The sequence below is a fragment of the Actinoplanes solisilvae genome (genome assembly GCF_003999975.1).
Classification (GTDB): Bacteria; Actinomycetota; Actinomycetes; order Mycobacteriales; family Micromonosporaceae; genus Actinoplanes; species Actinoplanes solisilvae.
On sequence record NZ_RJAC01000002.1, the window covers coordinates 711,217 to 734,068 of the forward strand.

19 protein-coding genes, 1 tRNA gene and 1 pseudogene are annotated in these 22,852 nt (G+C 69.1%); 7 read left to right on the plus strand and 14 right to left on the minus strand.

The genetic code is table 11. The annotated features are described in order from the left end of the window. Positions 1-56 precede the first annotated feature (56 nt). Positions 57-1,166, plus strand: a complete 1,110-nt coding sequence (locus tag EER30_RS10285; protein ID WP_205650155.1) for a geranylgeranyl reductase family protein — start codon at positions 57-59, stop codon at positions 1,164-1,166. Here EER30_RS10285 and EER30_RS10290 read toward each other — a convergent pair. The 5 genes from EER30_RS10290 to EER30_RS10310 form a co-directional block, all read right to left on the minus strand. Beyond that, positions 1,163-1,711 (minus strand): DUF6226 family protein, encoded by a 549-nt coding sequence (locus EER30_RS10290; RefSeq protein WP_240669925.1) that lies wholly within the window; start codon positions 1,709-1,711, stop codon positions 1,163-1,165. The genes EER30_RS10285 and EER30_RS10290 overlap by 4 nt on opposite strands. 57 nt (positions 1,712-1,768) lie before the next feature. Then, positions 1,769-1,966, minus strand: a complete 198-nt coding sequence (locus EER30_RS10295; protein ID WP_127500090.1) for a DUF397 domain-containing protein — start codon at positions 1,964-1,966, stop codon at positions 1,769-1,771. 222 nt (positions 1,967-2,188) lie between these two features. Further along, positions 2,189-2,383 carry a DUF397 domain-containing protein gene (locus EER30_RS10300; protein WP_127500091.1) on the minus strand — a complete coding sequence of 65 codons (195 nt, stop codon included), beginning with the start codon at positions 2,381-2,383 and terminating at the stop codon, positions 2,189-2,191. A 45-nt stretch (positions 2,384-2,428) separates the two neighbouring features. Beyond that, on the minus strand, positions 2,429-3,346 hold the full coding sequence (locus EER30_RS10305) for a helix-turn-helix domain-containing protein (protein WP_127500092.1): 918 nt from the start codon (positions 3,344-3,346) through the stop codon (positions 2,429-2,431). A 143-nt stretch (positions 3,347-3,489) separates the two neighbouring features. Further along, the gene (locus EER30_RS10310) at positions 3,490-3,939 is read right to left on the minus strand and encodes a DUF6232 family protein (protein WP_127500093.1); all 450 of its coding nucleotides are present in this window, start codon (positions 3,937-3,939) and stop codon (positions 3,490-3,492) included. Positions 3,940-4,633: 694 nt separating this feature from the next. Between EER30_RS10310 and EER30_RS10315 the strand changes: the two genes are divergently transcribed. Further along, a complete protein-coding gene (locus EER30_RS10315; RefSeq protein ID WP_127500094.1) occupies positions 4,634-5,092 on the plus strand; it encodes a DUF2231 domain-containing protein in 459 nt (152 codons plus the stop codon). Between the two features lie 48 nt (positions 5,093-5,140). Here EER30_RS10315 and EER30_RS10320 read toward each other — a convergent pair. Continuing rightward, positions 5,141-5,214 (minus strand) — tRNA-Thr (locus EER30_RS10320). Between the two features lie 165 nt (positions 5,215-5,379). On the opposite strand from EER30_RS10320, the gene EER30_RS10325 reads away from it, so the two are divergent. Beyond that, positions 5,380-7,041, plus strand: coding sequence for a metallophosphoesterase (locus EER30_RS10325; RefSeq protein WP_240669946.1), 1,662 nt, complete (start codon positions 5,380-5,382; stop codon positions 7,039-7,041). Between the two features lie 434 nt (positions 7,042-7,475). On the opposite strand, the pseudogene EER30_RS10330 reads toward EER30_RS10325, so the two are convergent. Beyond that, a pseudogene (locus EER30_RS10330) lies at positions 7,476-7,682 on the minus strand (regulatory iron-sulfur-containing complex subunit RicT); the annotation flags it as partial. Positions 7,683-8,298: 616 nt separating this feature from the next. Further along, positions 8,299-9,144, minus strand: a complete 846-nt coding sequence (locus tag EER30_RS10335) for a PSP1 domain-containing protein (protein WP_127500096.1) — start codon at positions 9,142-9,144, stop codon at positions 8,299-8,301. A gap of 156 nt (positions 9,145-9,300) precedes the next feature. Here EER30_RS10335 and EER30_RS10340 point away from each other — a divergent pair, with 156 nt between their 5' ends. Continuing rightward, positions 9,301-11,238: a hypothetical protein gene (locus EER30_RS10340; protein WP_127500097.1), complete on the plus strand. Its 1,938-nt coding sequence runs from the start codon at positions 9,301-9,303 to the stop codon at positions 11,236-11,238. A 302-nt stretch (positions 11,239-11,540) separates the two neighbouring features. Here the strand turns inward: EER30_RS10340 and EER30_RS10345 are convergent, their stop codons facing one another. Genes EER30_RS10345 through EER30_RS10355 form a run of 3 tightly spaced genes read right to left on the minus strand, consistent with a single transcriptional unit; the run spans position 11,541 to position 12,770 of the window. Then, a complete protein-coding gene (locus tag EER30_RS10345) occupies positions 11,541-12,152 on the minus strand; it encodes a hypothetical protein (protein ID WP_127500098.1) in 612 nt (203 codons plus the stop codon). After that, positions 12,152-12,442 carry a hypothetical protein gene (locus tag EER30_RS10350; RefSeq protein WP_127500099.1) on the minus strand — a complete coding sequence of 97 codons (291 nt, stop codon included), beginning with the start codon at positions 12,440-12,442 and terminating at the stop codon, positions 12,152-12,154. Before EER30_RS10350 ends, EER30_RS10345 begins: the two co-directional genes overlap by 1 nt. Position 12,443: 1 nt before the next feature. Beyond that, a complete protein-coding gene (locus EER30_RS10355; protein ID WP_127500100.1) occupies positions 12,444-12,770 on the minus strand; it encodes a YbaB/EbfC family DNA-binding protein in 327 nt (108 codons plus the stop codon). Positions 12,771-12,934: 164 nt separating this feature from the next. On the opposite strand from EER30_RS10355, the gene EER30_RS10360 reads away from it, so the two are divergent. Continuing rightward, positions 12,935-14,128 carry a DNA polymerase III subunit delta' gene (locus EER30_RS10360; RefSeq protein ID WP_127500101.1) on the plus strand — a complete coding sequence of 398 codons (1,194 nt, stop codon included), beginning with the start codon at positions 12,935-12,937 and terminating at the stop codon, positions 14,126-14,128. Between the two features lie 100 nt (positions 14,129-14,228). On the opposite strand, the gene tmk is transcribed toward EER30_RS10360, so the two are convergent. Further along, positions 14,229-16,415 carry a dTMP kinase gene (tmk, locus tag EER30_RS10365; protein WP_164842278.1) on the minus strand — a complete coding sequence of 729 codons (2,187 nt, stop codon included), beginning with the start codon at positions 16,413-16,415 and terminating at the stop codon, positions 14,229-14,231. Positions 16,416-16,619: 204 nt separating this feature from the next. Between tmk and EER30_RS10370 the strand changes: the two genes are divergently transcribed. Next, positions 16,620-17,822 (plus strand): amino acid deaminase/aldolase, encoded by a 1,203-nt coding sequence (locus tag EER30_RS10370; RefSeq protein WP_127500102.1) that lies wholly within the window; start codon positions 16,620-16,622, stop codon positions 17,820-17,822. Position 17,823: 1 nt separating this feature from the next. Here the strand turns inward: EER30_RS10370 and EER30_RS10375 are convergent, their stop codons facing one another. Further along, complete coding sequence (locus EER30_RS10375) at positions 17,824-18,453, minus strand: TetR/AcrR family transcriptional regulator (protein WP_127500103.1); 630 nt, start codon at positions 18,451-18,453, stop codon at positions 17,824-17,826. A gap of 138 nt (positions 18,454-18,591) precedes the next feature. Between EER30_RS10375 and EER30_RS10380 the strand changes: the two genes are divergently transcribed. Then, positions 18,592-19,893, plus strand: coding sequence for a D-arabinono-1,4-lactone oxidase (locus EER30_RS10380; protein ID WP_127500104.1), 1,302 nt, complete (start codon positions 18,592-18,594; stop codon positions 19,891-19,893). On the opposite strand, the gene topA is transcribed toward EER30_RS10380, so the two are convergent. Further along, entirely contained in the window at positions 19,894-22,707 is a 2,814-nt protein-coding gene (gene topA, locus EER30_RS10385; protein WP_127500105.1) for a type I DNA topoisomerase, read from the minus strand. Positions 22,708-22,852: the final 145 nt, after the last annotated feature.

The window sequence follows — 22,852 nt, forward strand, 5'->3', positions numbered from 1 at the left end:
CCAAGCCTAGCCCCGATGTGTACGCCCGTACATAGAAGGCTGGATAGACTCCGCTCGTGATCGCGGAGCCGGCTTGGGACGTGGCAGTTGTCGGCGGGGGCCCGGCGGGGCTGTCCGCGGCGCGAGCGGCCGCCGCGTCCGGCGCGCGCACGATCGTCCTGGAACGAGCCGAGCACCCGCGTTACAAAACCTGCGGCGGCGGCCTCATCGGTACCTCCATGCGATACGCCTCGGAATACATCGACGTGCCCGCTCAAGACTCGATCTCGTCGCTCACGTTCACACTGAACGGACGGCGTACGCTCACCCGCCGCGGCGGCGATCGTCCGCTGTTGACGCTGGTCAGGCGCGACGACTTCGACCACGCGTGGTATTCGGCGGCCCTCGCGGCCGGCGCCGTCGTGCGGCAGAACGCCCAGGTCCGCGCGGTCGATGAGGGCGTCGTCCGGCTGGCCGACGGTGAGGAGATCACGGCCCGGGTCGTCATCGGCGCCGACGGGTCGGCCGGCATCACGTCGCGCCACGTCGGCGTGGTCTTCGAGCAGCAAGATCTCGGGCTCGAGGTGGAGCTGGCGGCCACGCCTGCCGACCGCCGCGACTGGCAGGGGCGGGTGCTGCTGGACTGGGGCCCGTTCCCGGGGTCGTACGGCTGGGTCTTTCCCAAGAACGACCAGCTCACGGTCGGCGTCATCATGTCCAAGGGCCACGGTGCCGAGACGAAGAGATACCTGACCGACTTCGTCTCCCGGATGGGTCTGTCCGAGCGCGAGGTGCTGCGCGACTCCGGACATCTGACGCGCTGCCGCCGCCCCGATTCGCCGCTGCGCCGCGGGTCGGTCGTAGTGGTCGGCGACGCGGCCGGCCTGCTCGAACCGTGGACGCGCGAGGGCATCAGCTACGCCCTGCGTTCCGGCACGTGGGCCGGCTCTTCCTGGAAAGACCTTGCCGAGTACGAACGTCGCGTCAACGCCGAACTCGGGCCCGAGATGTCCGCCGGCCGGCGGCTGCTGAACGCGTTCTGCCGCTATCCGGGCGTGATCCACTCGCTGATGAGCACGCCGCTGGGGTGGCGGGCCTTCGCGGCCTTCTGCCGGGGCAACGTGTCGATGGCCGAGGTGATCCAGCGCCGCAGCATCCGGGCGGCGCTCGCGATCTTCCGCGCTTAGCCCGTCCCGCCGCCTTTCTCGGTGCCTTTCTCAGCCGGGCGCGGCGGCCACGGCGCCCACTGGACGGCCGCGGCGAACCCGCTGCGCCTGGCCTCACGGGCGTCTGCCCTGGCCAGCGGGCCTTCACGGCGGGCGTTGATGCCGACGCCGATCAGCCGGCTCTCGAACCACGACCCGCCCACCCCACGCCGGACGCGCTCCCACAACCCGCCCTCAACCAGGGCGGAGGCTTGCGTACGCAGCACGTCGACGAGCTGAAGCGGATCTTCGCCGCAGACCTCGCAGCCGCAGCCGGGCAGGGTCTCGACCCACCATCGCCCGAGACGCACGGCAAGGCCCGGCGTCTCGGTGAATGCGATAGCGAGCGGGGCGGCCGCCGGAGTTCGCGGCATCAGCCGTTCCATGCGCACGAGCGCGTCATCGGGCCCGAGCGGTTCCTTGCTCTCCCGGCGGTCGACCATGTAGCGACCCGCCAGCTCGTCCAGCAGCGCCTCGGCCGCGTCATGCAGGACGGCGAAGCGGGCGGAGTGCGAGTCAGCCCTCACCAGCGCAGTATGCCGCCCTCGGCCGACGACTTACCAGCGCTTCAGCCCGAGTTCCCCTCATTCGAAGGAGAAGTCGCCCGTCTTGACGCCGTCGGTGAAGGCCAGCCACTCGGCCTCGGTGAAGGAGAGGACAACCCCTGCGGGGGCTTTCGAATCACGAACCAGATAGCGGCCGCCGACCTTGGCGACCTCGACGCAGTTTCCGCCGGTGCAGCGCTTGGCTCTACGCCATCGCGTTTCTGCCCAGTCGATCATTGTGCACCTCCGTGCCGGTTCCCGAAGTCCACGTTAAGCGACGACTTCAGAGTCCGGCAGGAATGAATGACGACAGTCCCAGCCTGGGCACACCTTATGCCGGTTAGATCCGGATTTATTGACCATCCTGGTCAAGAATGTCCGTTTTACAGACGTGCCGGAGATTCTCAAACCGCCCTGCGCAGCAAAAAACCCGCGCAGGGCGGGTAAAGCACGTTCGGGTCAGAAAACGAACTCGTCGGCCTTCACTCCCGCGACGAACGCGAGCCACTCGGCCTCGGTGAACGCATGAGCCGGCAGCTCGGGGTTCTTGCTGTCCCGAACCAGGTACTGTCCGTCAACCTTGGCGACCTCGACACACGTGCCGCTACTGCACCGGCTGCTCTTGCGCCACTTGGGCGCGTCGACCTCGATCATCTCGACTCTCCTGAACTCACAACATGCTGGAACTCTCAATAGGTATTAACTTTGGTTCTCTGAGAGGGTTGCTTCTAGAGTCTCGATGCGCTTACGAATGAAGGCGATCGTGTCGCCCTCGTTCGAGGCGACACGCCAAAGTTGCTCAAAACGCTTGCGGTGACGAGCCGTCTCGGCGCGGTTTTCGACCACCTCGTCGAGGAAGCCGTTCTCGCGGTACATGACTTCGTCATTGTTGCGATCGGTGGTGACCGTCACGAGGTCGAAGCTGCCGTTGTTGGCGATCGGTACCTCGAGGTCGAACGGCAGCATGCGCAGACCGAGCAGGCCGCGATCGGACAGGTCGATCAGCAACCGCAACTGGCCGGCGAAGATGGCCGAGCCTCCGATAGGTCGCATCAGCACCGACTGATCGACCACGACGAAGAACTTCACCGAACCGAGCCGGTCCAGGAGCGCGGCCTGGCGGTGGCTTCTGGCCTCGACCAGCACATCCACCTTGGTCTGGTCGAGCTCGCCTTCGCCGATCCACATCCCGGTCAGGGCGGCCGCGTATTCGCGTGACTGCAGCGGACCGGGCAGGTAATAGATGGCGAACGATCGAATCTCGGACGCCTCGGCCTCGTACTCGATGAAACGCAGCAGGTATTCCGACGTCAACTCGCGGAATCGGGGCTCTCGCCACCACACCGATTCGGCGCGCTGCCGCCGGCGGGCGATCCGGGCATCGGCCAGCAGCGCGGCGATCAGATTCTTGTCGCGGACGCCGAGTAGAGCGAGGAGACCTCGAAGATCGTTGATCGAGATGGTGTTGTCACCGTTCTCGATGCGGATGACCTTGCTCTGGGACCATTCCATCTCGTCGGCGACCTGAGCCTGCGTCAAGCCGGCGGACTCGCGTGCCTCGCGAATAGCGATGCGAACGCGCAGCCGCGCAATCGTAGGCGAGTCGCCCTCGGCCATCAGTCCTTCACCGTTGAAGTAGGTCCGTTACAGATCGAAGCTGCCACCTCGCTGATTGCATCATCGCAATCAGCGAGGTCGCGCAGATCCTAATACCGTCCTATCAGACGAGCGAGGTGGGGGTGGGGTTTCGGCCAACCCGGTCAGGCAACCGCCAGGTCCAGCCCCCTCCCGTGTGGCCGGGCATCCTCCATGGCCCTCCGCAGAGCCCGGCTGACCTGCCCGAACTGTCGCTCGTCGACACAGGCGTAGAGCACTACGTCGGATCCCCGATAGTTGGCGTGAAGTTCCCACCCACGGGTGCGGCGGACCATCGACGGCACAGTGAAAGCCAGGGGAACCGTCACGGCGAGTAGCCCGAACGCGTACAGGGGTGGCGGGCTCAACAGGGTCCATCCGGCACCGACGACTGCGACCATGATGGCCGCCACCGTCAGCACGACCGTCGCGTCGGCCGGCTTCGACCCGCCCCGCACCACTCCGACGTGGCGCAACTCGCGGACGGCGAAGCTCCTCAGCGGCGTGCCGTTCCAGATGAACAGTTCATCGGTGACCACAGCGTCCGGACCACGGTAGTAGGTACGTTTTCTCATAACGCACTCCTTCCCCTGCTGTTCGCGAGGAAGGGACGGCCGGGCCGCCTTACTAGAGAGATGAACCCCGCCTCGCTCGGTTCGGAAGGACAGTCGATGGCGACGGGAACGTCGGTGGGGAGCGGAGACGGAACCTGGTTGCCGCCAGGTGCCGAAGCTCGGACCGACGTCCCGTCAAGCTGTCCCGCTGGTCCTGGAATCAGTAGAGCATGCCATCAAGCCATCCGCCACCCATCAATCTGCCATGTTGCAGATTGCGAGACAGCACCCGAACGAGGGACCGAATACGTTTGCGCATGGCGCACGCCCGCCGACTGCTTCTTGCCAGGAAAAGGCGATAGGGCCATCATGGCGCTAGAGAGAGATGTTCCCCGCCTCGCTCGAGCGACGACGAAAGAACAGACTGTTCGGAGTCACGAGAACGTCTGAAGAGGCGAGAACGGCACCCGGTTGCCGCCGGGTGCCGTTGTTTTACCGTCTCCCCTCAAACTCCGCCCTTGTGTCTCTGCTTGTAGTAGAGCATGCCTCCAGGCTGTCCGCTACACATCAATCTGCCATGTTGCAGATTGCGTACAACCAGAGTGAGCCGTGAGTAGGACCGCGGCGGCGTTTCATCGACGAACCGACCGGGTAGCCCTCCGTCGGATGCCACTGTCGAACCTGTGACGACGCAGGGAGAAGGGCGATAACCCGCATGGAGAGCCGACTGAAGATCGCTGGCCAGGCGGTGCAACCCATCCTGGTGATGTTCCCGTTGGGGTTGTTCGCGATGGCCGTGATCTTCGACCTCGCCAACCTGCTCGGAGCCCCCGCCATCGTCGGGTCGCTGGCCTACTGGAACGTGGTCGCCGGCCTGGTCGGTGGGGTTGCCGCCGCCACCGCGAGCGCGATCGACCTGGGCTTCGTCCGCCGGGCCGACACCAAACGCATCGGCGTGCTGCGAGCCCTGCTCAACATGGGCGTACTGATCCTGTTCGCCGTCATCCTGATGGTTCGCGTCGGCGACCCGGACCGCGAGGCCGGCGTCGGCCTCTTCCTTCTCGAAGTCCTGGCGCTGGCCATCTCGGGCTTCGGGGCCTGGCTCAGCGGCGAACTCGCCAACGGACGCATGCCCGCGTTCGCCCGCGCCGCGGTGGACAATCGCGGCTACTGAACCCCGGAAAACCGAAAGCCCAGGTCGATGACCTGGGCTTTCGTTCTGAGCCGCCTGACGGAATCGAACCGTCGACCTACGCATTACGAGTGCGTCGCTCTAGCCGACTGAGCTAAGGCGGCAACGATAAATAAGTGTACGGTATGCGGCCCGCGCCCCTCGGCGGGGCCACCCAATGCCGGAATCGGACATCGTTCTTGTCGCCCGCCGCGACTAGTGTGCCTGGCGTGACCGTCGATCACCCCCCTTCCCCCACGGGTCAGGTCGTGCCGCGCCGGCCCATCAGCATGGATCCCCACGAGCTCGGCTTCACCCCCCAGCGCCCGGTCGGCTGGCTCGCCCCGCTCCTGCTGCTCAGCACGGGTCTGCGCACCCTGCTGGCGGTCCTCTTCGGGGCCTATCTCGACAAGCGCGAGCTGCAGAACGCGCTCGACGGCGAGTGGTTCGACCACTCGCACACCGAGACCGGCGAGCTCTGGCTCGACTACGTCGCCGACCTGGGCGACGGTTTCCACGCGACCTACTCCGTGGCCTACCTGCTGGCGCAGCCCAGCCTCGACGTGGGTGATGCCACGCTCCCCCGCGGTGAACTGCTGCTGATGGGTGGCGACCAGGTCTATCCGCTGGCGAGCGGCGACGGCTACGAGAGCCGCATGAAAGGGCCCTACCGCGCCGCGCTGCCCGAGCCGCCGATCGGCACGACCCAGCCCACACTCTTCGCGCTGCCCGGCAACCACGACTGGTACGACGGCCTGACCGCCTTCATCCGCCTCTTCGCCCGCCGCAAAGACGGTCACATCGGCGGCTGGCGCACCGAGCAGCGCCGGTCCTACTTCGCCGTCAAGCTGCCCGCCAACTGGTGGCTGTTCGCGATCGACGAGCAGTTCGGCGCCTACATCGACGACCCCCAGCTCCTCTACTTCGAACAGGCCGCCCAGCAACTCGGCCCGGAAGACCGCGTGATCCTCATGACGCCGTCGCCGAAGTGGGTCAAGTCCGTCGACAAACCCGAGGCGTACGACGCCATCGACTACTTCATCCGGAAAATCCTCGACCCGACGGGCGCCACCACACGCGTCCTCGTCTCGGGCGACCTGCACCACTACGCGCGCTACAGCGACCCCTCGCGCGAACTGATCACCTGCGGGGGCGGCGGCGCCTACCTGGTGGGCACGCAACAATTGCCCAAGCAACTCGTCGTTCCCCAGCCGGACACGCTCACTCGCAACCGCAGTGTCAGCCGGCCGTACGAGTTCCGGCAGTCCTATCCGGACGCTGCGACCTCACGACGACTGGGCTGGGGCGTCTTCCGCCGGGTCCCGACCCACAACCCCGGCTTCCTCACGATGCTCGGCATCATTCACGTGCTGACGATGCTCGCGATGACCGGCGCGGCCGCCGGAAACGCCGGCATCGTGCAGCGGCTCTTCAGCATCCCGCTCACCATCATGATCGTGCTCATCCTGGCCGGCTCGGTGGCGTTCGCCCAGCCGCCCAAGGCCGACCGGCGAAAACACACACGCCACTGGATAGCGGGCCTGCTGCACGGCTCCGCCCACATCGGACTCGCGGCCGGCGGCACGTGGCTCTGGCTGCAGCTGCCCTTCCACGACTGGACCTGGCCCGGCCCGCTGATCGTGGCCGTGGTCCTCTACGGCCCGGTGTTCGGCTTCGTCGCGACTCAGTTGACGGCGCTCTACCTGCTGATCGCTTCTTCCGTCGGCGTCAATGTGAACGAACTCTTCGCGGGCCAGGGCATCGAAGACGCGAAAAGCTTCCTGCGCCTGCACATCGCGGCCGACGGCACCCTGACCATCCACCCCATCGGCATCGACAAGATCAGCCACAACTGGACCGCCGACCCCGAGGGCGCGCCCGACATCTCATGGCTGCGCCCGCGCGACCCCCTGACCCCCCGACGCATCGAAAACCCGATCAAAGTCCGCTGACCCAGGCGGCCCCCGGCGACGCAGCCCCGCGTCACTGGGAGCCGGGCCACCTGACGGCGGTCGGGCGGCCTGCGGGACCAGGCGGGCCGGGCCGGGCCGGGCGGGCGGGCGCTGGACTGGGCTGGGCCGGAACGGCTCGGCAGGGCTCCGCGGGCGGCGAGCTGGGTTGGGCCGGGCCGGGCCGGGCTGGGTTGGGCCGGGCTAGGCGCGGCCTGGCTCGGCCGGGCCGGGCGGGCGCTGGGCTGGGCACCCAGGCGGGAGTGGGCCGGGCGGCCCGGCAAGGCTAGGCGTGGGCGGCTGGCAGGGCTGGGCGCACCTGTTGGGTTAACTGTTGGGCAAGTCGAGGCGGCCTCGCAAGGACCGGGCGGGGAGATGGCGGCCGGGCTTGAATGCGTGTTACAGCTGGCGCGGGCGGATGGCCGGGGCGGGGATCGTCAGCTGTAGCGCTCCTCGTGGGACTGGCGCGGGCCGCAGACCGAGGCGCGGCTGCAGGAGCAGCGGGAGCCGTCGGCGTCCATGCGCACGACCACCGCGTCTTTCGGCACGCTGTGGGCGACAACCCGCCCGTCGCCCTCGGCGGTGGTCACACGGGTGCCGACGGCGGGTGCCTCGGCCTGGAATTTCTGGTACAGCGGATGTTCTTACTGGGCCGTAGGCAGCACATCCAGCAGGATGACAGCGGCGGATGCACTGGGTGGCCTCGAGCTGTTCGCGACCAGCAAAGTTCGTACCGATCGTACGAACAACTAAAGGCCCGCCTGCGCTTCCGTCCCAATATTCGAGACGACGCCATGTGACCTACGCCATTCAACGCCAGAAATTAGCGAATAGAAGGCCTGGTAAAAAGACCTTACCATATGAGAGGGACATCGGCTCGCCGCTATTAGATAATGCGCGACCCATTCGCAGTGCTCTAACGTGGATCGCAGGGAAACCAAGGAAGAACGCCCAGGCGCAATCCGGGCGCCGCCTTCCAGCTGATCGCCTCAACAGCAGGGAGCAGCCAATGCACAGTATGCCAACACCGAACACCGAGCATGAGCTGAAGATTGCCTGGCTTCAGCTGGCAACCCAGATGATCGGCCTGATCACGGTAGTTATGACTCTGGCTCACTGACCAGAGGCCGGGCTGGCGCGCCCTCCACAAGCGGATGGCGCCTGCCCGGCTTCAAGTGACGTACGCCTAAGCGACTTCGGGCGAACGACAAATCATTGATTTAATGATACCTATCCTAAAGATTGATCGCTTGAAAGCAATTACTGGCCTTCGCTGTATTGCTCTTCATGGGCTTGCCTTGGTCCGCATACGGAAGCCCGCGAGCACGAGCATCGGGAGCCGTCGGAGTCCAGACGCACCGTCACTGAATCCTTAGGGACGCTGTGCCCTACCACCCGGCCGTCACCCTCGGGGGTCGTCACTCGGCTACCGACAGCCGGCGCAGACTCCGCGAAGCGGGCATATAGGGGATGTTCGTATTTGAGGCAGCACATGAGGCGGCCGCAGGCGCCCGAGATGCGGAGCGGGTTCAGGGGCAGGTCCTGGTCTTTGGCCATGCGGATCGTGACCGGCTCGAAGTCGGTCAGGAAGGTGGCGCAGCACAGGTCGCGGCCGCAGGAGCCGATGCCGCCCTGGACCCGGGCGGAGTCGCGGGCCGAGAGCTGGCGCAGCTCGACCCGGCAGTGCAGGGTAGCGCCGAGATCGCGGACGAGGGAACGGAAGTCGACCCGGTGGGGGGCGGTGAAATAGATCGTCGTGCGAGCGCCGCCGTTGCCGGTCGGGTCGAGCACGTGGTCGACGGCGACGACCTTCATCGGCAGCTCGTGGGCCTTGATCAGCTTCTTGGCGGCGACCTTGGCCTCGGCCTTGCGTTTGCGGAGCAGCTCGTCGCGCCGCAGATCGTCGTCGCCGGCAAGCCCGACGACCCGCGGGAAGCCCGAGGTGTCGTCACTCACCCACTGCGCCGCCCAGACGCACTCCGCCACCTCGGGGCCGTCGTCCGTGGGTACCAGCACACGGTCGCCGACCTGGGGCGAGAACTCGCCCGGATCGAGGTAGTAGAGGCGGCCGTACCGGTTGAAACTGACCGCGCACAGCATGCCCATGGTCACCACCCTACGACGCCCGACACGCCGCACCAAATGCCTGTTTTGGGCTACCCGTCGGGGTTGTCGTATAGACGCGACACAACCGGGCAGATCGACCCTCGTTGGGCAGACCCGTAGACGCCGCTGCCCGCGGCCGAACTCGGGAGGAACCCCATGACGCCCGCCAGGTCGCTGGCCGCCAGTGTCGTCGCGCTCGGTTTTGCCGGCGCGCTCACCGCACCTCAGCCGGCTCTCGCGGCCCCCGCAATCTGCGAGCGGCCCGAGAACTTCGCGGCACAGTCCGGTGCCGAGCTCTTTCGCATCAACAAGCTCGAGGTGCGGGCCAAGGTCACGGAACGGCCCCGTACGAAGAACGAGACCACGAAGAACGAGAACAGCCCGGTGCACGACGCCGCCAACCGGGTCCTGAGCGGTGAGCCCGACCCGGCGATCCCCGACCCGGCGGACAGCGACACCCCGAGCGAGGGCATCGGCATGATCGGGACGGGTGCGCTGGGCTACCTCGGCGTCCTCCCGAAGAGAGCGCCCGCCCCGACCGGCGACGCCGACGTGGTGCCGACCGGGAACGATGGCCTCGGCGGGGTCGCCGAGCGAGGCGGCGCGATCGTGAACGGCTTGACCGGCCGCTCCGATGCGACAGACACCGGATCACCGGGAGCCGGCGGCGGCGAGCCTGCGGACAACGGCTCCAGCAAGCAGACCGACGACGAGCGGACCGGCAACCGCGGCAAGCAGACCGACGACGAGCGGACCGGCAGCGGCGGCGATCGAACCGGAAGCGACGACCGGGACGGCGACGACCGCGATCGTGGCGACCGGACCGGCGGCGGCCAGCAGGACAGCGACGGCGACGGCGACGGCGACGGCGACGCCGTTGACGACGAAGCGCCTGCCGGGGGTGGCAAGGCCGATCGGCGGGTGAAGGACGACGCGCGGACCCTCAGCGCGGCGATCTCCGACGTCGGCGCGGGACAGGCGCGCACCGCGACGATCGGAACGGCCCGGCTGGCCTCGGCCGCCTATGCGCGGATGCTTGACGGATACCCCGGCGACAAAGGCTCGGCAACCCACGCCGCACTGGTGAAGCCGCTGATCCAGCAGGCCCCGCCGACCAACGCGAAGGCGTCGGGGCGCTCGACCCCGGCCGGGAAGGCCGGCCCGCTGCGCCTGGGCGACGGCCGGCTGACCACGCACGCCCAGTGGGATGCGGGCATGGCCTGCGGTCGCGTCGCCGGCGAGACCGGCCGCGCCCACGCCGAGCTGAGCGGCGCGAGCATCCTCACCGGCGGGCGGGGCCCGCTGGTGCGCGTTCCTGGCGTGATGACGAGTCAGGGCGTGACCGGGATCGAGAACCGGGACGGCGTACCTCGCACGGTCGCCCGCTCGACCGTCACGGCCGAGCGCATCGAGCTTTTCGGCGGCAAGGTGCGCCTGCGCGTGCTGCGGGCGCCGACTCTCGAGGCCACGATGTCGGCCACTTCGGGCGGCCAGGTGAGTTATCGCCCGGCGATCGTCGAGGTCTCGGGCGAGGGCATCGCGACCAAGCGCCTGGAGGCGGCCGGCGAGAACCTCGACGTCTCCCTGCCCCCCGGTCGCCACACGATGGAGTCGGCCCCGCTGCGGAACCTCACCGAGCTGGACGAATTGCAGAAGGCCGCGCCTCTGCCCGTGCCGCCTATCCCCGGCCTGCCGCCGCTGGCCGGCCACGAGCCCGAGTCGGTGCCCGTCCCGGGCGCGGGTGCGAAGCTGCGGGTCTCGCTGGGCGATGTGCGGCAGGCCGTCAAGGGCCACGCCATCGCGGCGCGGGCCTCGGCCGTGAAGATCTCGCTGACCCAGCCGGCCGGCTCGAAGCACCGGGGCAAGGGCGGTTACGCCGACAAGTCCGGCGTCTCGCTCAGCATGTCGCTGGGTCTGCTGGAGGCCGCCGCGGTCTCGCCTGAGAGCCCGGAGCTCACGCCGGCGGGCGCCGGTGGTGGCCTTCCGGTGACCGGCTCCGACGTGGTTCGTGTCGTTGTGGCCGGTGGCGCGCTGCTGCTGGCCGGAGTGGTGGCCGTCATGTTCGGCCTGCGACGTCGCCGTTCGCGGCTCTGACCGTGGGTTGAATGTCGGGGGGTGGCCGCGCCTTGGTGACGGCTGCCCCTCGACCCGTACCGGAACCCGCTCATCCGGATGGAGGCATGTCGATACCCCGATGGATGAGGCGACCCCGGACGGACGTCTTTTCCTGCTCCACCGAGCGTTCCGAAGGCACTCCCGGGCGAAGACAACGATCGATTCGTAGCGTTGAGTGATCCCTACACCTGCGGGGGGTGCAGGAGGTCGCGGCGTCGCATTCGGAGCTCTGGTTGTCCGAAAGCGGCGCCGCGCCCATGTGCGCACCACCGAGCGCATGCTCACAGCGGCACCGGTACAGCCAGGTCTTGCGAGCCCCGAAGCAGTTCCTCAGCCTCGCTGTAGTCAGCGGCGACAGCGCTCAGAACGTACGCCGCGAGGTCGGCCGCGGCGCGGATCTCGGCGGGCCGGGGCGGAAAACTCGCGGGCGCGCCGAGCGTCACGGCCTCGGCGGAGGTCAGAACCCCGGCCAGCACCGCGGCGAGGTTGTCTCGCGTGCTCACCATCCAGTCGTGGAGGGCCGCAGCCAGATCGGCGGTTGCCTCGAACCGCTCGTCGAGGCCGTCGCCGTCGCCCGACAGGTGGGTGACGGCACGTCGGCGAAGGTCGTCGTAGGCCTCGGCCGCCTCGCCCTCCCACTCGCCGGGCGGGGGCAGAGTGGAGGCGGCCCCGGCACAGACCCGGGCACCGGCCCGGAGATCGGGAACCGCCTCGGCGAGGGCCGACGGGCGCAGCCCGGCAACGGCATGGGCGGCGTCGGCGGGCAGGAGACGTACGCGTCGAAGCTCTTCCCAGACCGGGTGGCCGCTCGGCGCACCGGCCTCGTCGAGAACGCTCTCGGCACGACGCAGCAGGGGTATGGCCGCGTCGAGCACCTGGTCGAGACGATCCATCACAACTCCTGGATGAGGTGGCGCTCGACCGCCTCGTCGGTTTCGGCATAGTGTCGCCGGGTGGTGCGCACCGAGCGGGCCACTTCCGCCAGGCGGGCGGCGGCGGAGGACGTCTCACGGGCGCGAGCCTCGAGCACCGCGGCCCAGCGCTCATGCAGCGCCCGACCGACCTGACCGGGCAGACCCTGCGTGGCGAAGGCGTCTGGGGCGAGGGCCAGCGAGGGGACCTCGCGGGCGAGGGCGGTCAACGAGTCGGCTGCCTGATCGAGGCGATCGGCCAGGTGGTCCATGTCAGGCCTCCCCCAGCGAGCGGAGTTTTCCGAAGGTCTCGTCGTGGAGCTTCTCGCGGGCCCAGCGAGCCGCCTCGGCGGCCTGGGCGACGGTGGCCCGCAACTCGCGGGCGAACTCGACCGGATTGCGATGCTGCAGGCCGCCGTGAAGCTGGATGTCCGCTATGCGGCCGGCGGCGGTCACGACGACCTCGATCGAGTCGTCGGACGAGTGAACCGAGACCTGGTGCGACTCGACCAGGCGGTCGTAGTCGGCGCGAAGCTGCTCGAACCGTCGATGCCGCTCGATCGCCTCACTGATCCACGCCTCGTCGATCTCACGGGCCATGCCGAGGCTCCTCACCGTCTGTCATTGCAGCGTCGCGGACCGGGACCAGAACGTACCCGGAAGAGTGACGGCTTCGCTACGACTCGTTTTCCACTGTGGATAACTCGGCGGTGACGGACCGCGGGGCGGGCGTTCTGTCAGAGGTCCGCAATACCATCGGTGCCGTGACTGACGTCTTCGCCGATTTGGTGGGCCAGGAAGATCCGGTCGCCACGCTGCGGCAGGCAGCCGCGGCAGCCGCCCGGGTCGTGGCCGGTGAGCAGGTGGCCGCCGGCGCGATGACCCATGCCTGGATCTTCACGGGTCCGCCCGGCAGCGGCCGCTCGGTGGCGGCGCGCGCCTTCGCGGCGGCGCTCGAGTGCCAGCGTGACGGTGTCGGCTGTGGCGAGTGCCACGGCTGCCACACCACGCTCGGCAAGACCCACGCCGACGTCCGCTTCGTCGTGCCCGAGGGCCTGTCGATCGGCGTCAACGAGATGCGCGCCCTCGTGCTGCGGGCCGCCAGCGCGCCCTCCGGCGGCCGGTGGCAGATCGTCGTGATCGAAGATGCCGACCGGCTCACCGAGCAGGCGGGCAACGCCCTGCTCAAGGCGATCGAGGAGCCGCCACCGCGCACGGTCTTCCTGCTCTGCACCCCGTCGACGCACCCCGACGACATCTCCGTGACGATCCGCTCGCGCTGCCGGGTGGTGGCGCTGCGCCAGCCGCCGGCCGACGCGGTGGCCGAGGTCCTCGTGCGGCGTGACGGCATCGCGCCCGACGTGGCGGCCTGGGCGGCCGCCGCGGCGCAGGGCCACGTCGGGCGGGCGAAAAGGCTGGCCAACGACGTCGAGGCCCGGGGCCGGCGCGAGGCCGTGCTGTCGGTGCCGCGGCGGCTGACCGGGGTGGGTGCCTGCTTCGAGGCGGCGAGCGCCCTGATCAAGGCGGCCGAGGCCGAGGCGGCCGAGCAGCTCGTCGAGACCGACGCGTCCGAGAAGGCCGCCCTCGAGCAGGCCCTCGGCGCGGGCGGCACCGGCCGGGGCGCCGCCGGGGCGATGCGCGGGGCCGCCGGTCAGATCAAAGACCTGGAGCGCCGGCAGAAATCCCGGGCCACCCGCTCGAAACGTGACGCACTCGACCGGGCGTTGGTCGACCTCGCCGGTTTCTATCGCGACGTCCTGATCACCAACCTGCGCGCCCCGGTGGGCGTCGTGCACACCGACGTGGCGGCTCAGTCCGGGGCCGCGGCCGGCAAGTGGTCACCCGAAAGCGCGTTGCGCCGGCTGGAAGCGGTGCTGGCCTGCCGCCAGGCGATCGACGAGAACGTCAAGCCCGAAATCGCCGTTGAGGCCATGATGCTGAGTCTCTGGCGCGGCTGACCCCGCCGAGGCCGCGACTGCGGCGCCCAGCTCACCCCGGCCAAGGCCGCGACTGCGGCCCAGCTCACCCCGCCGGCCGCGACTATGTGGCCCGGCCGGCTCAGCGACGACTGACGTGGCTGGGGCCGTCCGGGGACTCGTCGTCGTTGACGCCGAGCAGCTCTGCCATCTCGTCGAGCGGAGGCTCCTGACTGTCGCCGTCAGGGGTGCGGTCGGCGCGCGCAGGGGTGGCCACCAGATCGGGGGCTTCGAAGTCAGGGCCGGGCGGAACCGAGGTCGACGCGGGCGCCGGATGGGTCGGCTCGCTCGTGGCCAGCAGGGTGGTGAGCCGGTCGCCCACGGCGGTCGCGATCTCGTCGACCGGCCGGGCCGCGTCGAGCACCAGGTAACGCTTCGGGTCGGCCGCGGCCAGGTCGAGGAAGGCGTAGCGCACCCGTTCGTGGAAGGCGCGCGATTCGCTCTCGAGCCGGTCGGCGCCCTCGCCGCGCGAGTCGACCCGGTTCAGGCCCACGCCGGGGTCGACGTCGAGCAGCACCACCAGGTCGGGCTTGAGGCCACCGGTGGCCCACGACGACAGCCAGGAGATCTCGGAGACCGGCAGTGTGCGCCCGGCGCCCTGGTAGGCCAGTGACGAGTCCACATATCTGTCGCTGATCACGACCGCACCGCGGGCCAGCGCCGGGCGGACCACCGTGGCGACGTGATGCGCGCGGTCGGCGGCGTACAGAAGGGCCTCGGCCCGGGCCGACGGCGTCTCGCTCTTGTCGAGGACGAGGCGTCGGATGCGGGCGCCGACATCGGTGGCGCCGGGCTCGCGGGTGACCACCACGTCGCGTCCCTGCGATTGCAGCACCGATGCGAGACGCTGCACCTGGGTCGACTTGCCCGCGCCCTCGCCGCCTTCGAAGACGACGAAGACGCCGCTGCGCACGAATTGCTCGACCGGCGACAGCGGCCGTCCCCGGATCGAGCCCCACAGGTCGGCCAGCACCGGCACGCCGCGCTTGTCGTCCATCTGGCGGAACGAACCGATGCCGACGAAGACGCCGATCGCGCCGGCGACCAGCAGCAGCACGCGGGTCGAGGAGACGTCGAAGCTGACCGCGCCGAGGTCGACGCGGCGAGAGCTGCCGAGGCCGACGAGGAAGCCGGAGATCGTGATGGCGAGCAGCAGCACCATCCGTACGCCGATCTGGACGACGGCGAAGACCCGGCCGCGTACGGCGTCGTCGACCTCGCCGTAGAGCAGCGTGGTGCCGGCCAGGAACGCCATGCCCGCGCCCGCACCGACCAGCAGCGCGCCGACCAGCGCCATCGAGAGGTGGAAGGCCACGCCCAGGAACATGACCGACCCGCTGGCCAGCACGATGCTCATGCCGAACCAGCGGCGCCGGGACAGATCGCGGATGATCATCGGGCCGAGTCCGATGCCGAGCGCCAGGCCCATGAAGATCGTGCCGAAGAGCAGGTAGAACGCGGCTTCACCGGCGCCGAGCGAGGTGGCGAACGTCTTGGCCGCGCCGATCACGACGCCGCCGGCCGCGAAGGCGCCGAAGATGCCCAGCACCAGGCCCCGTACGAGGGGGGTGGTGCCGATGTATTTCCAGCCGTCGAGGAACTGGCGGGTCATGCTCTGCTGGGCGGCCTGTTGCCGCTGCTCGCTCTTACCGCCGATCTCTTTGATGCCGAAGAAGACGGTGATCGCCGTGACCAGCCGGGCGACCGCGTTGAGATAGAGCGCGATCTGCACGGGCTGCGCCCAGTCGGGCAGGGACGCGCCTGACTGCTGGATGCCCGCGGTGAGGGCCGACAGCGCGAGCGCGGCGAGGATCGGCGTGATGCCGTAGGTGGTGACGAGCGTGAGCTGGTTGGAGACCTCGATCCGCGATTTCGGGATGAGGTTGGGGACCGCGGCTTCCTTGGCCGGGATCCAGATCAGCGTGATCGTCTCGCCGATGAACGTGGCGATCGTCGCCCAGGCCACGGTGACGGCCGGGGAACCGCCGAACAGCGGAACGAGCGGGATCGAGCCGTAGAAGACGAACCTGATCAGGTCGGTGATGACCATCGTGTAGCGACGGTCGAACCGGTCGGCGAACACCCCGGCGATCGGGCCGAGCAGCAGGGCGGGCAGCAGGCGGACGGCGATGGTGCCACCGAACGCGGCGCCCTGACCGGCGCTGCTCTGGAACTGGGCGGCGGCGAAGATGCCGGTGGCCAGCAGGCCGATCCAGTCGCCGAACGAGGCGAGCCCCAGGACGAGCCAGAGACGGCGGAACGGCCGGATGCGCAGCACGGAGCGCAGCGCCGCCGCGCCCGATAGGTCTACCGGGCCGGTTTCCCGCTTTTCGGTGTCGATGGTCGTCTTACCTTCCGTGATCCCCGCAGGGTGCACTCTATCGGGCGGCGCGCAGGCGCCCGTTTACCCACGTTCGGGTATCGAAGAAGTGAAGAGCTTTCGCATTCCTCGTAACGGCGTTACGGTGCTGGCGTGACCGACCGCACAGTGTTGAAGGAGCGGCTCGATCGGGCCACCGCCCACCTCGAGACGCCCGTCGCGGCCGTCGACCTCGCGGCCTTCGACGACAACGCCGATCAGCTCGCGGCCCGCTCCGGTGGCAAGCCCCTGCGGGTGGCCAGCAAGTCGGTGCGGTGCCGCACGCTGCTCGAACGCGTTCTCGCCCGCCCCGGTTGGCACGGCGTGATGGCGTACACGTTGCCCGAGGCGATCTGGCTCGTGCGCTCCGGCGTCACCGATGACGTGCTGGTGGCGTACCCCTCGGTTGATCGCGCCGCACTGCGCGAGCTGTCCACCGATCCCAAGCTCGCCGCAGCCATCTCGATCATGGTGGACCACTCGGCGCACCTCGATCTGGTCGATCAGGTGACCCCTCCGGGTGACCGTCCGGTCGTACGGCTCTGTCTGGATCTCGACTCGTCATGGCGTCCGGCGGGTGCCATGCATCTGGGCGTACGACGTTCGCCGGTGCACTCCGCGGGTCAGGCCGCCGCGCTGGCTCGCCGGATCGTCGCGCGGCCCGGCTTCCGGCTGGTGGGAATGATGTCCTACGAGGCGCAGATCGCCGGGCTCGGTGACCTGCCGCCCGGCCAGGCCTTGCGCGGCCGGGCGATCCGCTTCATGCAGGGCCGTTCGTTCCCCGAGATCGTGCGGCGGCGCGGCGCGGCGGTCGCGGCCGTCCGCGAGCTCGCCGACCTCGAATTCGTCAACGCCGGCGGCACCGGCAGCGTGGCCGCGACCGGCGCCGACCCGGTCGTCACCGAGGTCACCGCGGGCTCCGGCCTCTACGGACCGACGCTGTTCGACGCCTACTCCGCGTGGCGCCCGACCCCGTCCGCGTTCTTCGCGCTCAGCGTCGTGCGCCGCCCGGCGCCGCGGATCGCCACCGTGCTCGGCGGCGGCTGGATCGCCTCGGGACCGGCCGAGACGTCCCGGCAGCCGACCCCCTACCTGCCGTCCGGCCTGAAGTTCAAGCCGGACGAGGGGCCGGGGGAGGTGCAGACGCCGTTGCTCGGCGAGGTGGCCGACACGCTGCGTCCCGGCGACCGGGTCTGGTTCCGTCACGCCAAGGCCGGCGAGCTTTGCGAACACGTCAACGAGCTTCAACTGGTCGACGGCGAGTCAGCGACGCCGGCCCCGACCTACCGCGGTGAGGGCCATGCCTTCCTGGGGTGACTCAGGCGGTCACGTGGCGGTGCAGGTATTCGCGGATCAGGGCTTTCGCCTCGGTCAGCACGGCCTCGTCGCCACCCTGGTCGCGCCGGAACGCCAGCTTGATCAGCGCGTCGGCCGCCTCGACCGAGATCTCGAGCGAGAACCGCAGCCGCGCCCGGTCGATGAGCTGGAACTGGTCGACCAGCAGCCCCGCGAGGCGCTCGGCGATGACCGCGTTGTTGTCGCGCTCGACGTCGAGCAAGTGCACGTCGACGACGTCGCCGAAGTGCAGAGTGCGGAAGCCGGCGACCGTACGGTGCATCTGGATGAAGATGTCGATCGCGGCGTCGACGCCGTCCCACCAGTGGGCGAACGTCTCGCTGCCGAAGCGGTCGGACAGCCCTTGCAGGTAGGCGTCCATGTTGCGCATCGCGAGCGCCTGGACGATCGCCCGCTTGTCGGGGAAGAACTGGTAGACCGAGCCGATGGCCACCTCGGCCCGCTCGGCCAGAAGTGTCGTGGTCAGGCCCTCATAGCCGACCTCGTCGACAAGCTCGGCGCAGGCGTCGAGCATGCGCTGGACCCGGGCAACGCTTCTGCCCTGCACCGGAACACGGCGCAGTGGCCCGGTGGTGACGGTTGGTGTCGACACGCGTCGCCACTCCCTCTCAGCAGTGATAATCGGAACGTTACTCGGATCAACGAGCGAGACGCATCGACGGGACGCGCGAGGTGCTCGGCATTCCCGGTTTTGTGCGACTGTCCGCTCGTACGGAGGACAAGGGCCTAAATGACGACCCCGCGCAACGCCCGACGCTGGATCAACTGGGGCGGCAACCAGCAGTCACTCGCCCTCGACGTCCTGACTCCTGGCACTGTCGACGAGGTGGCGGCTCAGGTCAAGGAGGCGTCGGGAACCGGACGCCGGGTCAAGGTGGTGGGCAGCGGCCACTCCTTCACCGCGATCGCCGTCGCCGACGACCAGCGGATGCTGCTCGACCGGATGACCGACCTCATCGCGGTCGACGGCCCGCTGGTGACGGTGCAGGCCGGGATGCCGCTGTGGAAGCTCAACGAGACGTTGGTCCGGCACGGTCTGGCGATGCCCAACCTGGGCGACATCGACGCGCAGACGGTGGCCGGCGCGATTTCGACGGGTACGCATGGCACGGGCGCGACGCATACGACGTTGGCCTCCTGCGTCGAAGCCGTCAAGATCGTCACCGGGAACGGCGAGGTTCTGAGCCTGGCCAGCGGTGACGAGATCTTCCCGGCCGCGCAACTCGGCATCGGCGCGCTGGGCATCCTCGTCGAGGTGACGCTGCGTTGCGTGCCGGCGTTCACGCTGCTGGCCGACGAGCGGCCGATGGCGCTGGCCGACGTGCTGGCCGGTCTGGACGAGTGGATCCCGAGCAACGAGCACGTCGAGTTCTACTGGTACCCGTACACGGATCGGGCGCAGCTCAAGCGCAACAACAAGGTGGCCGAGAGCCACAGCCCGCTGTCGGCGTTCCGCGGCTGGATGGACGACGAGTTCCTGGCCAACACCGTCTGGCAGGGCGTCTGCCGGCTCGGCCGCCGGATGCCGGCCATCGTGCCGACGGTGCAGTCGATCGCGGCCCGGGCGCTCACGGCCCGCACCTACACTTCGCGCTCGGATCTGGTCTTCTGCACGCCGCGGCGAGTGCACTTCACCGAGATGGAGTACGAGATCCCGCGCGCGGCCCTGCCCGAGGTGCTCGACGCGCTGCCCCGGATCATCGACGCGCTGCCGTTCAAGGTCCAGTTCCCGGTCGAGGTGCGGTTCACCGGCCCGGACGACGTCTGGCTCTCGCACGGCTACGGCCGCGAGTCGGCGTACGTGGCGGTGCATCAGTTCACCGGCGCGCCTCACGAGCCCTACTTCCAGGCCTTCGAGGCGCTCTGCCAACCTCTCGGCGGGCGTCCTCACTGGGGCAAACTGCACTACCGTACGGCCGAGGACCTGCGCCCCGCCTATCCGAAGTTCGACGACTTCGTGGCCGTGCGCGACCGCCTCGACCCGGCCCGGGTCTTCACCAACGAATACCTGGACCGGGTGCTCGGCGTCTGATTACTCCGCGCTCGCCGCGGCCTTCGCCGGCGCGGCCTTCTTGGCGGGCGCCTTCTTGGCCGGCGTCGCCTTCTTGGCCGCGGTCTTCTTGGCGGGAGTCGCCTTCTTGGCGGCGGCCTTCTTCGCGGGCGCCTTGTCGGCGGCGGCCTTGGCCGGAGCCTTCTTGGCCGTCCGCTTCTTGGGCGCGGGGCCCTTGGCCCGCTTCTCGGCCAGCATCTCCGAGGCCTGCTCGATGGTGAGCTCCTCGGGCGTCTGGTCGCGGCGCAGCGAGGCGTTGAACTCGCCGTCGGTCACGTAGGGGCCGAAACGGCCGTCCTTGATGACCATCGGCTTCTCGGTCACCGGGTCGGGACCCATCTCGCGCAGCGGCGGCTTGGCCGCGGCCCGGCCCCGGGTCTTCGGCGCGGCCAGCAGGGCGAGCGCCTCGTCCAGGGTGACCGTGAAGAGCTGATCTTCACTCGCGAGAGAACGCGAGTCGGTGCCGCGCTGAACATACGGCCCGTACCGGCCGTTCTTCGCGATGATCTCGTTGCCCTCGGGGTCCTTGCCGACCAGCCGGGGCAGCGAGAGCAGCTTGATCGCCTGCTCGAGGGTGAGGGTGCTCGGCGACTGTGAGCTGAACAGTGACCCACGTCGTTCGCCGCTCTGCACGTACGGCCCGAAGCGGCCGGACTTGAGCAGCACGGGCTCGTTGGTCGCCGGGTCGTCGCCGAGGCTGCGTTCGCCACCGCCGCCGAGGAAGAGCTCCTCGACCTTCTCGGGGGTGAGCTCGTCGGGCGCGACCCCCTCGGGGATCGAGACCCGGTTGCTCGGGTCGTTCGTCTGTTCCTCGGTCGCTCCGGGATCCTGACGCTGCAGGTAGGGCCCGTAACGGCCGACCCGCACCACGATGTGGCGCCCCTGCTCGTCGTCGAAGAGCGGGATCGAGTTGATCAGGCGGGCGTCGATCGCGGTGAGGTTCTCGGTGACCATCTTGCGCAGGCCACCGGACCTGGCGATCACATCGTCGGCCCCGGCGGTCTGGCTGCCGAAGTAGAAGGAGGTGAGGAAGTCGAGCGAGGCGTGGTCGCCCCCGGCGATGCCGTCGAGGTCGTTCTCCATCGCGGCGGTGAAGCCGTAATCGACCAGGCGCGGGTAATGCGTCTCCATGAGGTTGACCACGGCGAACGCGATGAACGTCGGGATCAGCGCCTGTCCGCGCTTCTCGACGTAGCCACGGTCCTGGATCGTCTGCATGATCGACGCGTACGTCGAGGGGCGGCCGATGCCGAGCTCTTCCATCGCCTTGACCAGCGAGGCCTCGGTGTAGCGGGCCGGCGGGCTGGTGTGGTGACCCGCGGCGGCCAGCTCGTCGGCGGTCAGCGGCTGGTCCTTGACCAGGTTGGGCAGGCGCCGCTCGGCGTCCTCGGCCTCGGCGTTCTCGTCGTCGGACGACTCGACGTAGGCCCGCAGGAAGCCCGGGTCGGTGATCGTCTTACCGGTGGCGCCGAAGTCGGCCTCCTCCTGGGCGGAGGAGACGGCCCGGATGCGTACGGAGATCGAGTTGCCGACCGCGTCGGTCATCTGCGAGGCGACCGTACGCCGCCAGATGAGCTCGTAGAGGCGGAACTCGTCGCCGGACAGCTCGTTGGCCACCTCGGCGGGCGTGCGGAACGAGTCACCGGCGGGCCGGATCGCCTCGTGCGCCTCCTGCGCGTTCTTGACCTTGCCGGTGTAGCGGCGCGGCTCCGGCGGGACGCTGCGCTCGCCGTAGAGCTCGGCGATCTGCCGGCGGGCGGCCGCGATGGCCGTCTCCGACAGGTTGACCGAGTCGGTCCGCATATAGGTGATGTAGCCGTTCTCGTAGAGGCGCTGGGCCGTGCGCATCGCCTGGGCGGACGACATGCGCAGCTTGCGAGCCGCCTCCTGCTGCAGCGTCGAGGTGATGAAGGGCGCGTACGGCCGGCGGCGGTACGGCTTCTCCTCGACCCGCGTGACGGTGAAGTTCTGGCCTTCGAGGCGGGCGGCCAGTCCGCGCGCGCCGCCCTCGTCGAGCTGCACGACGGCGGCGCCCGGCTTGAGACGGCCGGTGGTGGGCTCGAAGTCCTTGCCGGTCGCGATGCGGTCGCCGTTCAGCGCGATCAGCGTGGCGTTGAACTGCCGCGGGCCTTCGATCTGGCCCTGAACGGCCAGCAGGGCGTTGATGTCCCAGTATTCGGCCGTGCGGAACGCCATGCGCTGGCGCTCACGCTCGACCACGATGCGGGTCGCCACGGACTGGACGCGGCCGGCCGAGAGCTTCGGCATGACCTTCTTCCAGAGCACCGGGCTGACCTCGTAGCCGTAGAGGCGGTCGAGGATGCGGCGGGCTTCCTGGGCGTCGACGAGGTTCTGGTCGATCTGGCGCGGGTTGGCCACGGCGGCCTGGATCGCGGGCCGGGTGATCTCGTGGAAGACCATGCGGTGGACCGGGACCTTGGGCTTGATCGTCTCGAGCAGGTGCCAGGCGATCGCCTCGCCCTCGCGGTCCTCATCGGTGGCGAGGAAGACCTCGTCGACCTCGCGGGCCAGCTTCTTGAGCTTGGCGATCTGTTGCTTGCGGTCAGCCGAGATCACATAGAGAGGGTGGAAGCCGTTGTCGACGTCGACACCCAGCCGCGCCCACGGCTCGCCCTTGTACTGCTCGGGCACCTCGTCGGCGTTCTTCGGCAGGTCGCGGACATGACCGATGGAGGCCTCGACCAGGTAGTCGGGGCCCAGATAACCGGCGATCGTCTTGGCCTTCGAGGGGGACTCGACGATGACCAGACGGGTCGTCCTGGCTTCACTCGGCACGGCACTCCCAAACTTCGCATTCTTAGCGTCTCGCCATCCGGCCCGGCGGGGCACAGACTTTCAACGTAACGCGCCGGACGTCGCCACATTCCCGGGGAGCCCCGGAGTCGGATGGTAACGGTCCGGCCACCGTATGCCTCCGACG

Bases quoted from the DNA above. Each gene is read 5' to 3' on its own strand.
- EER30_RS10295 (WP_127500090.1), bottom strand. From the start codon at position 1,966: ATGATCGACTGGGCAGAAACGCGATGGCGTAGAGCCAAGCGCTGCACC.
- EER30_RS10300 (WP_127500091.1), bottom strand. From the start codon at position 2,383: ATGATCGAGGTCGACGCGCCCAAGTGGCGCAAGAGCAGCCGGTGCAGT.
- EER30_RS10305 (WP_127500092.1), bottom strand. From the start codon at position 3,346: ATGGCCGAGGGCGACTCGCCTACGATTGCGCGGCTGCGCGTTCGCATC.
- EER30_RS10310 (WP_127500093.1), bottom strand. From the start codon at position 3,939: ATGAGAAAACGTACCTACTACCGTGGTCCGGACGCTGTGGTCACCGAT.
- EER30_RS10315 (WP_127500094.1), top strand. From the start codon at position 4,634: ATGGAGAGCCGACTGAAGATCGCTGGCCAGGCGGTGCAACCCATCCTG.
- EER30_RS10325 (WP_240669946.1), top strand. From the start codon at position 5,380: ATGGATCCCCACGAGCTCGGCTTCACCCCCCAGCGCCCGGTCGGCTGG.
- EER30_RS10335 (WP_127500096.1), bottom strand. From the start codon at position 9,144: ATGGGCATGCTGTGCGCGGTCAGTTTCAACCGGTACGGCCGCCTCTAC.
- EER30_RS10340 (WP_127500097.1), top strand. From the start codon at position 9,301: ATGACGCCCGCCAGGTCGCTGGCCGCCAGTGTCGTCGCGCTCGGTTTT.
- EER30_RS10345 (WP_127500098.1), bottom strand. From the start codon at position 12,152: ATGGATCGTCTCGACCAGGTGCTCGACGCGGCCATACCCCTGCTGCGT.
- EER30_RS10350 (WP_127500099.1), bottom strand. From the start codon at position 12,442: ATGGACCACCTGGCCGATCGCCTCGATCAGGCAGCCGACTCGTTGACC.
- EER30_RS10355 (WP_127500100.1), bottom strand. From the start codon at position 12,770: ATGGCCCGTGAGATCGACGAGGCGTGGATCAGTGAGGCGATCGAGCGG.
- EER30_RS10380 (WP_127500104.1), top strand. From the start codon at position 18,592: ATGACGACCCCGCGCAACGCCCGACGCTGGATCAACTGGGGCGGCAAC.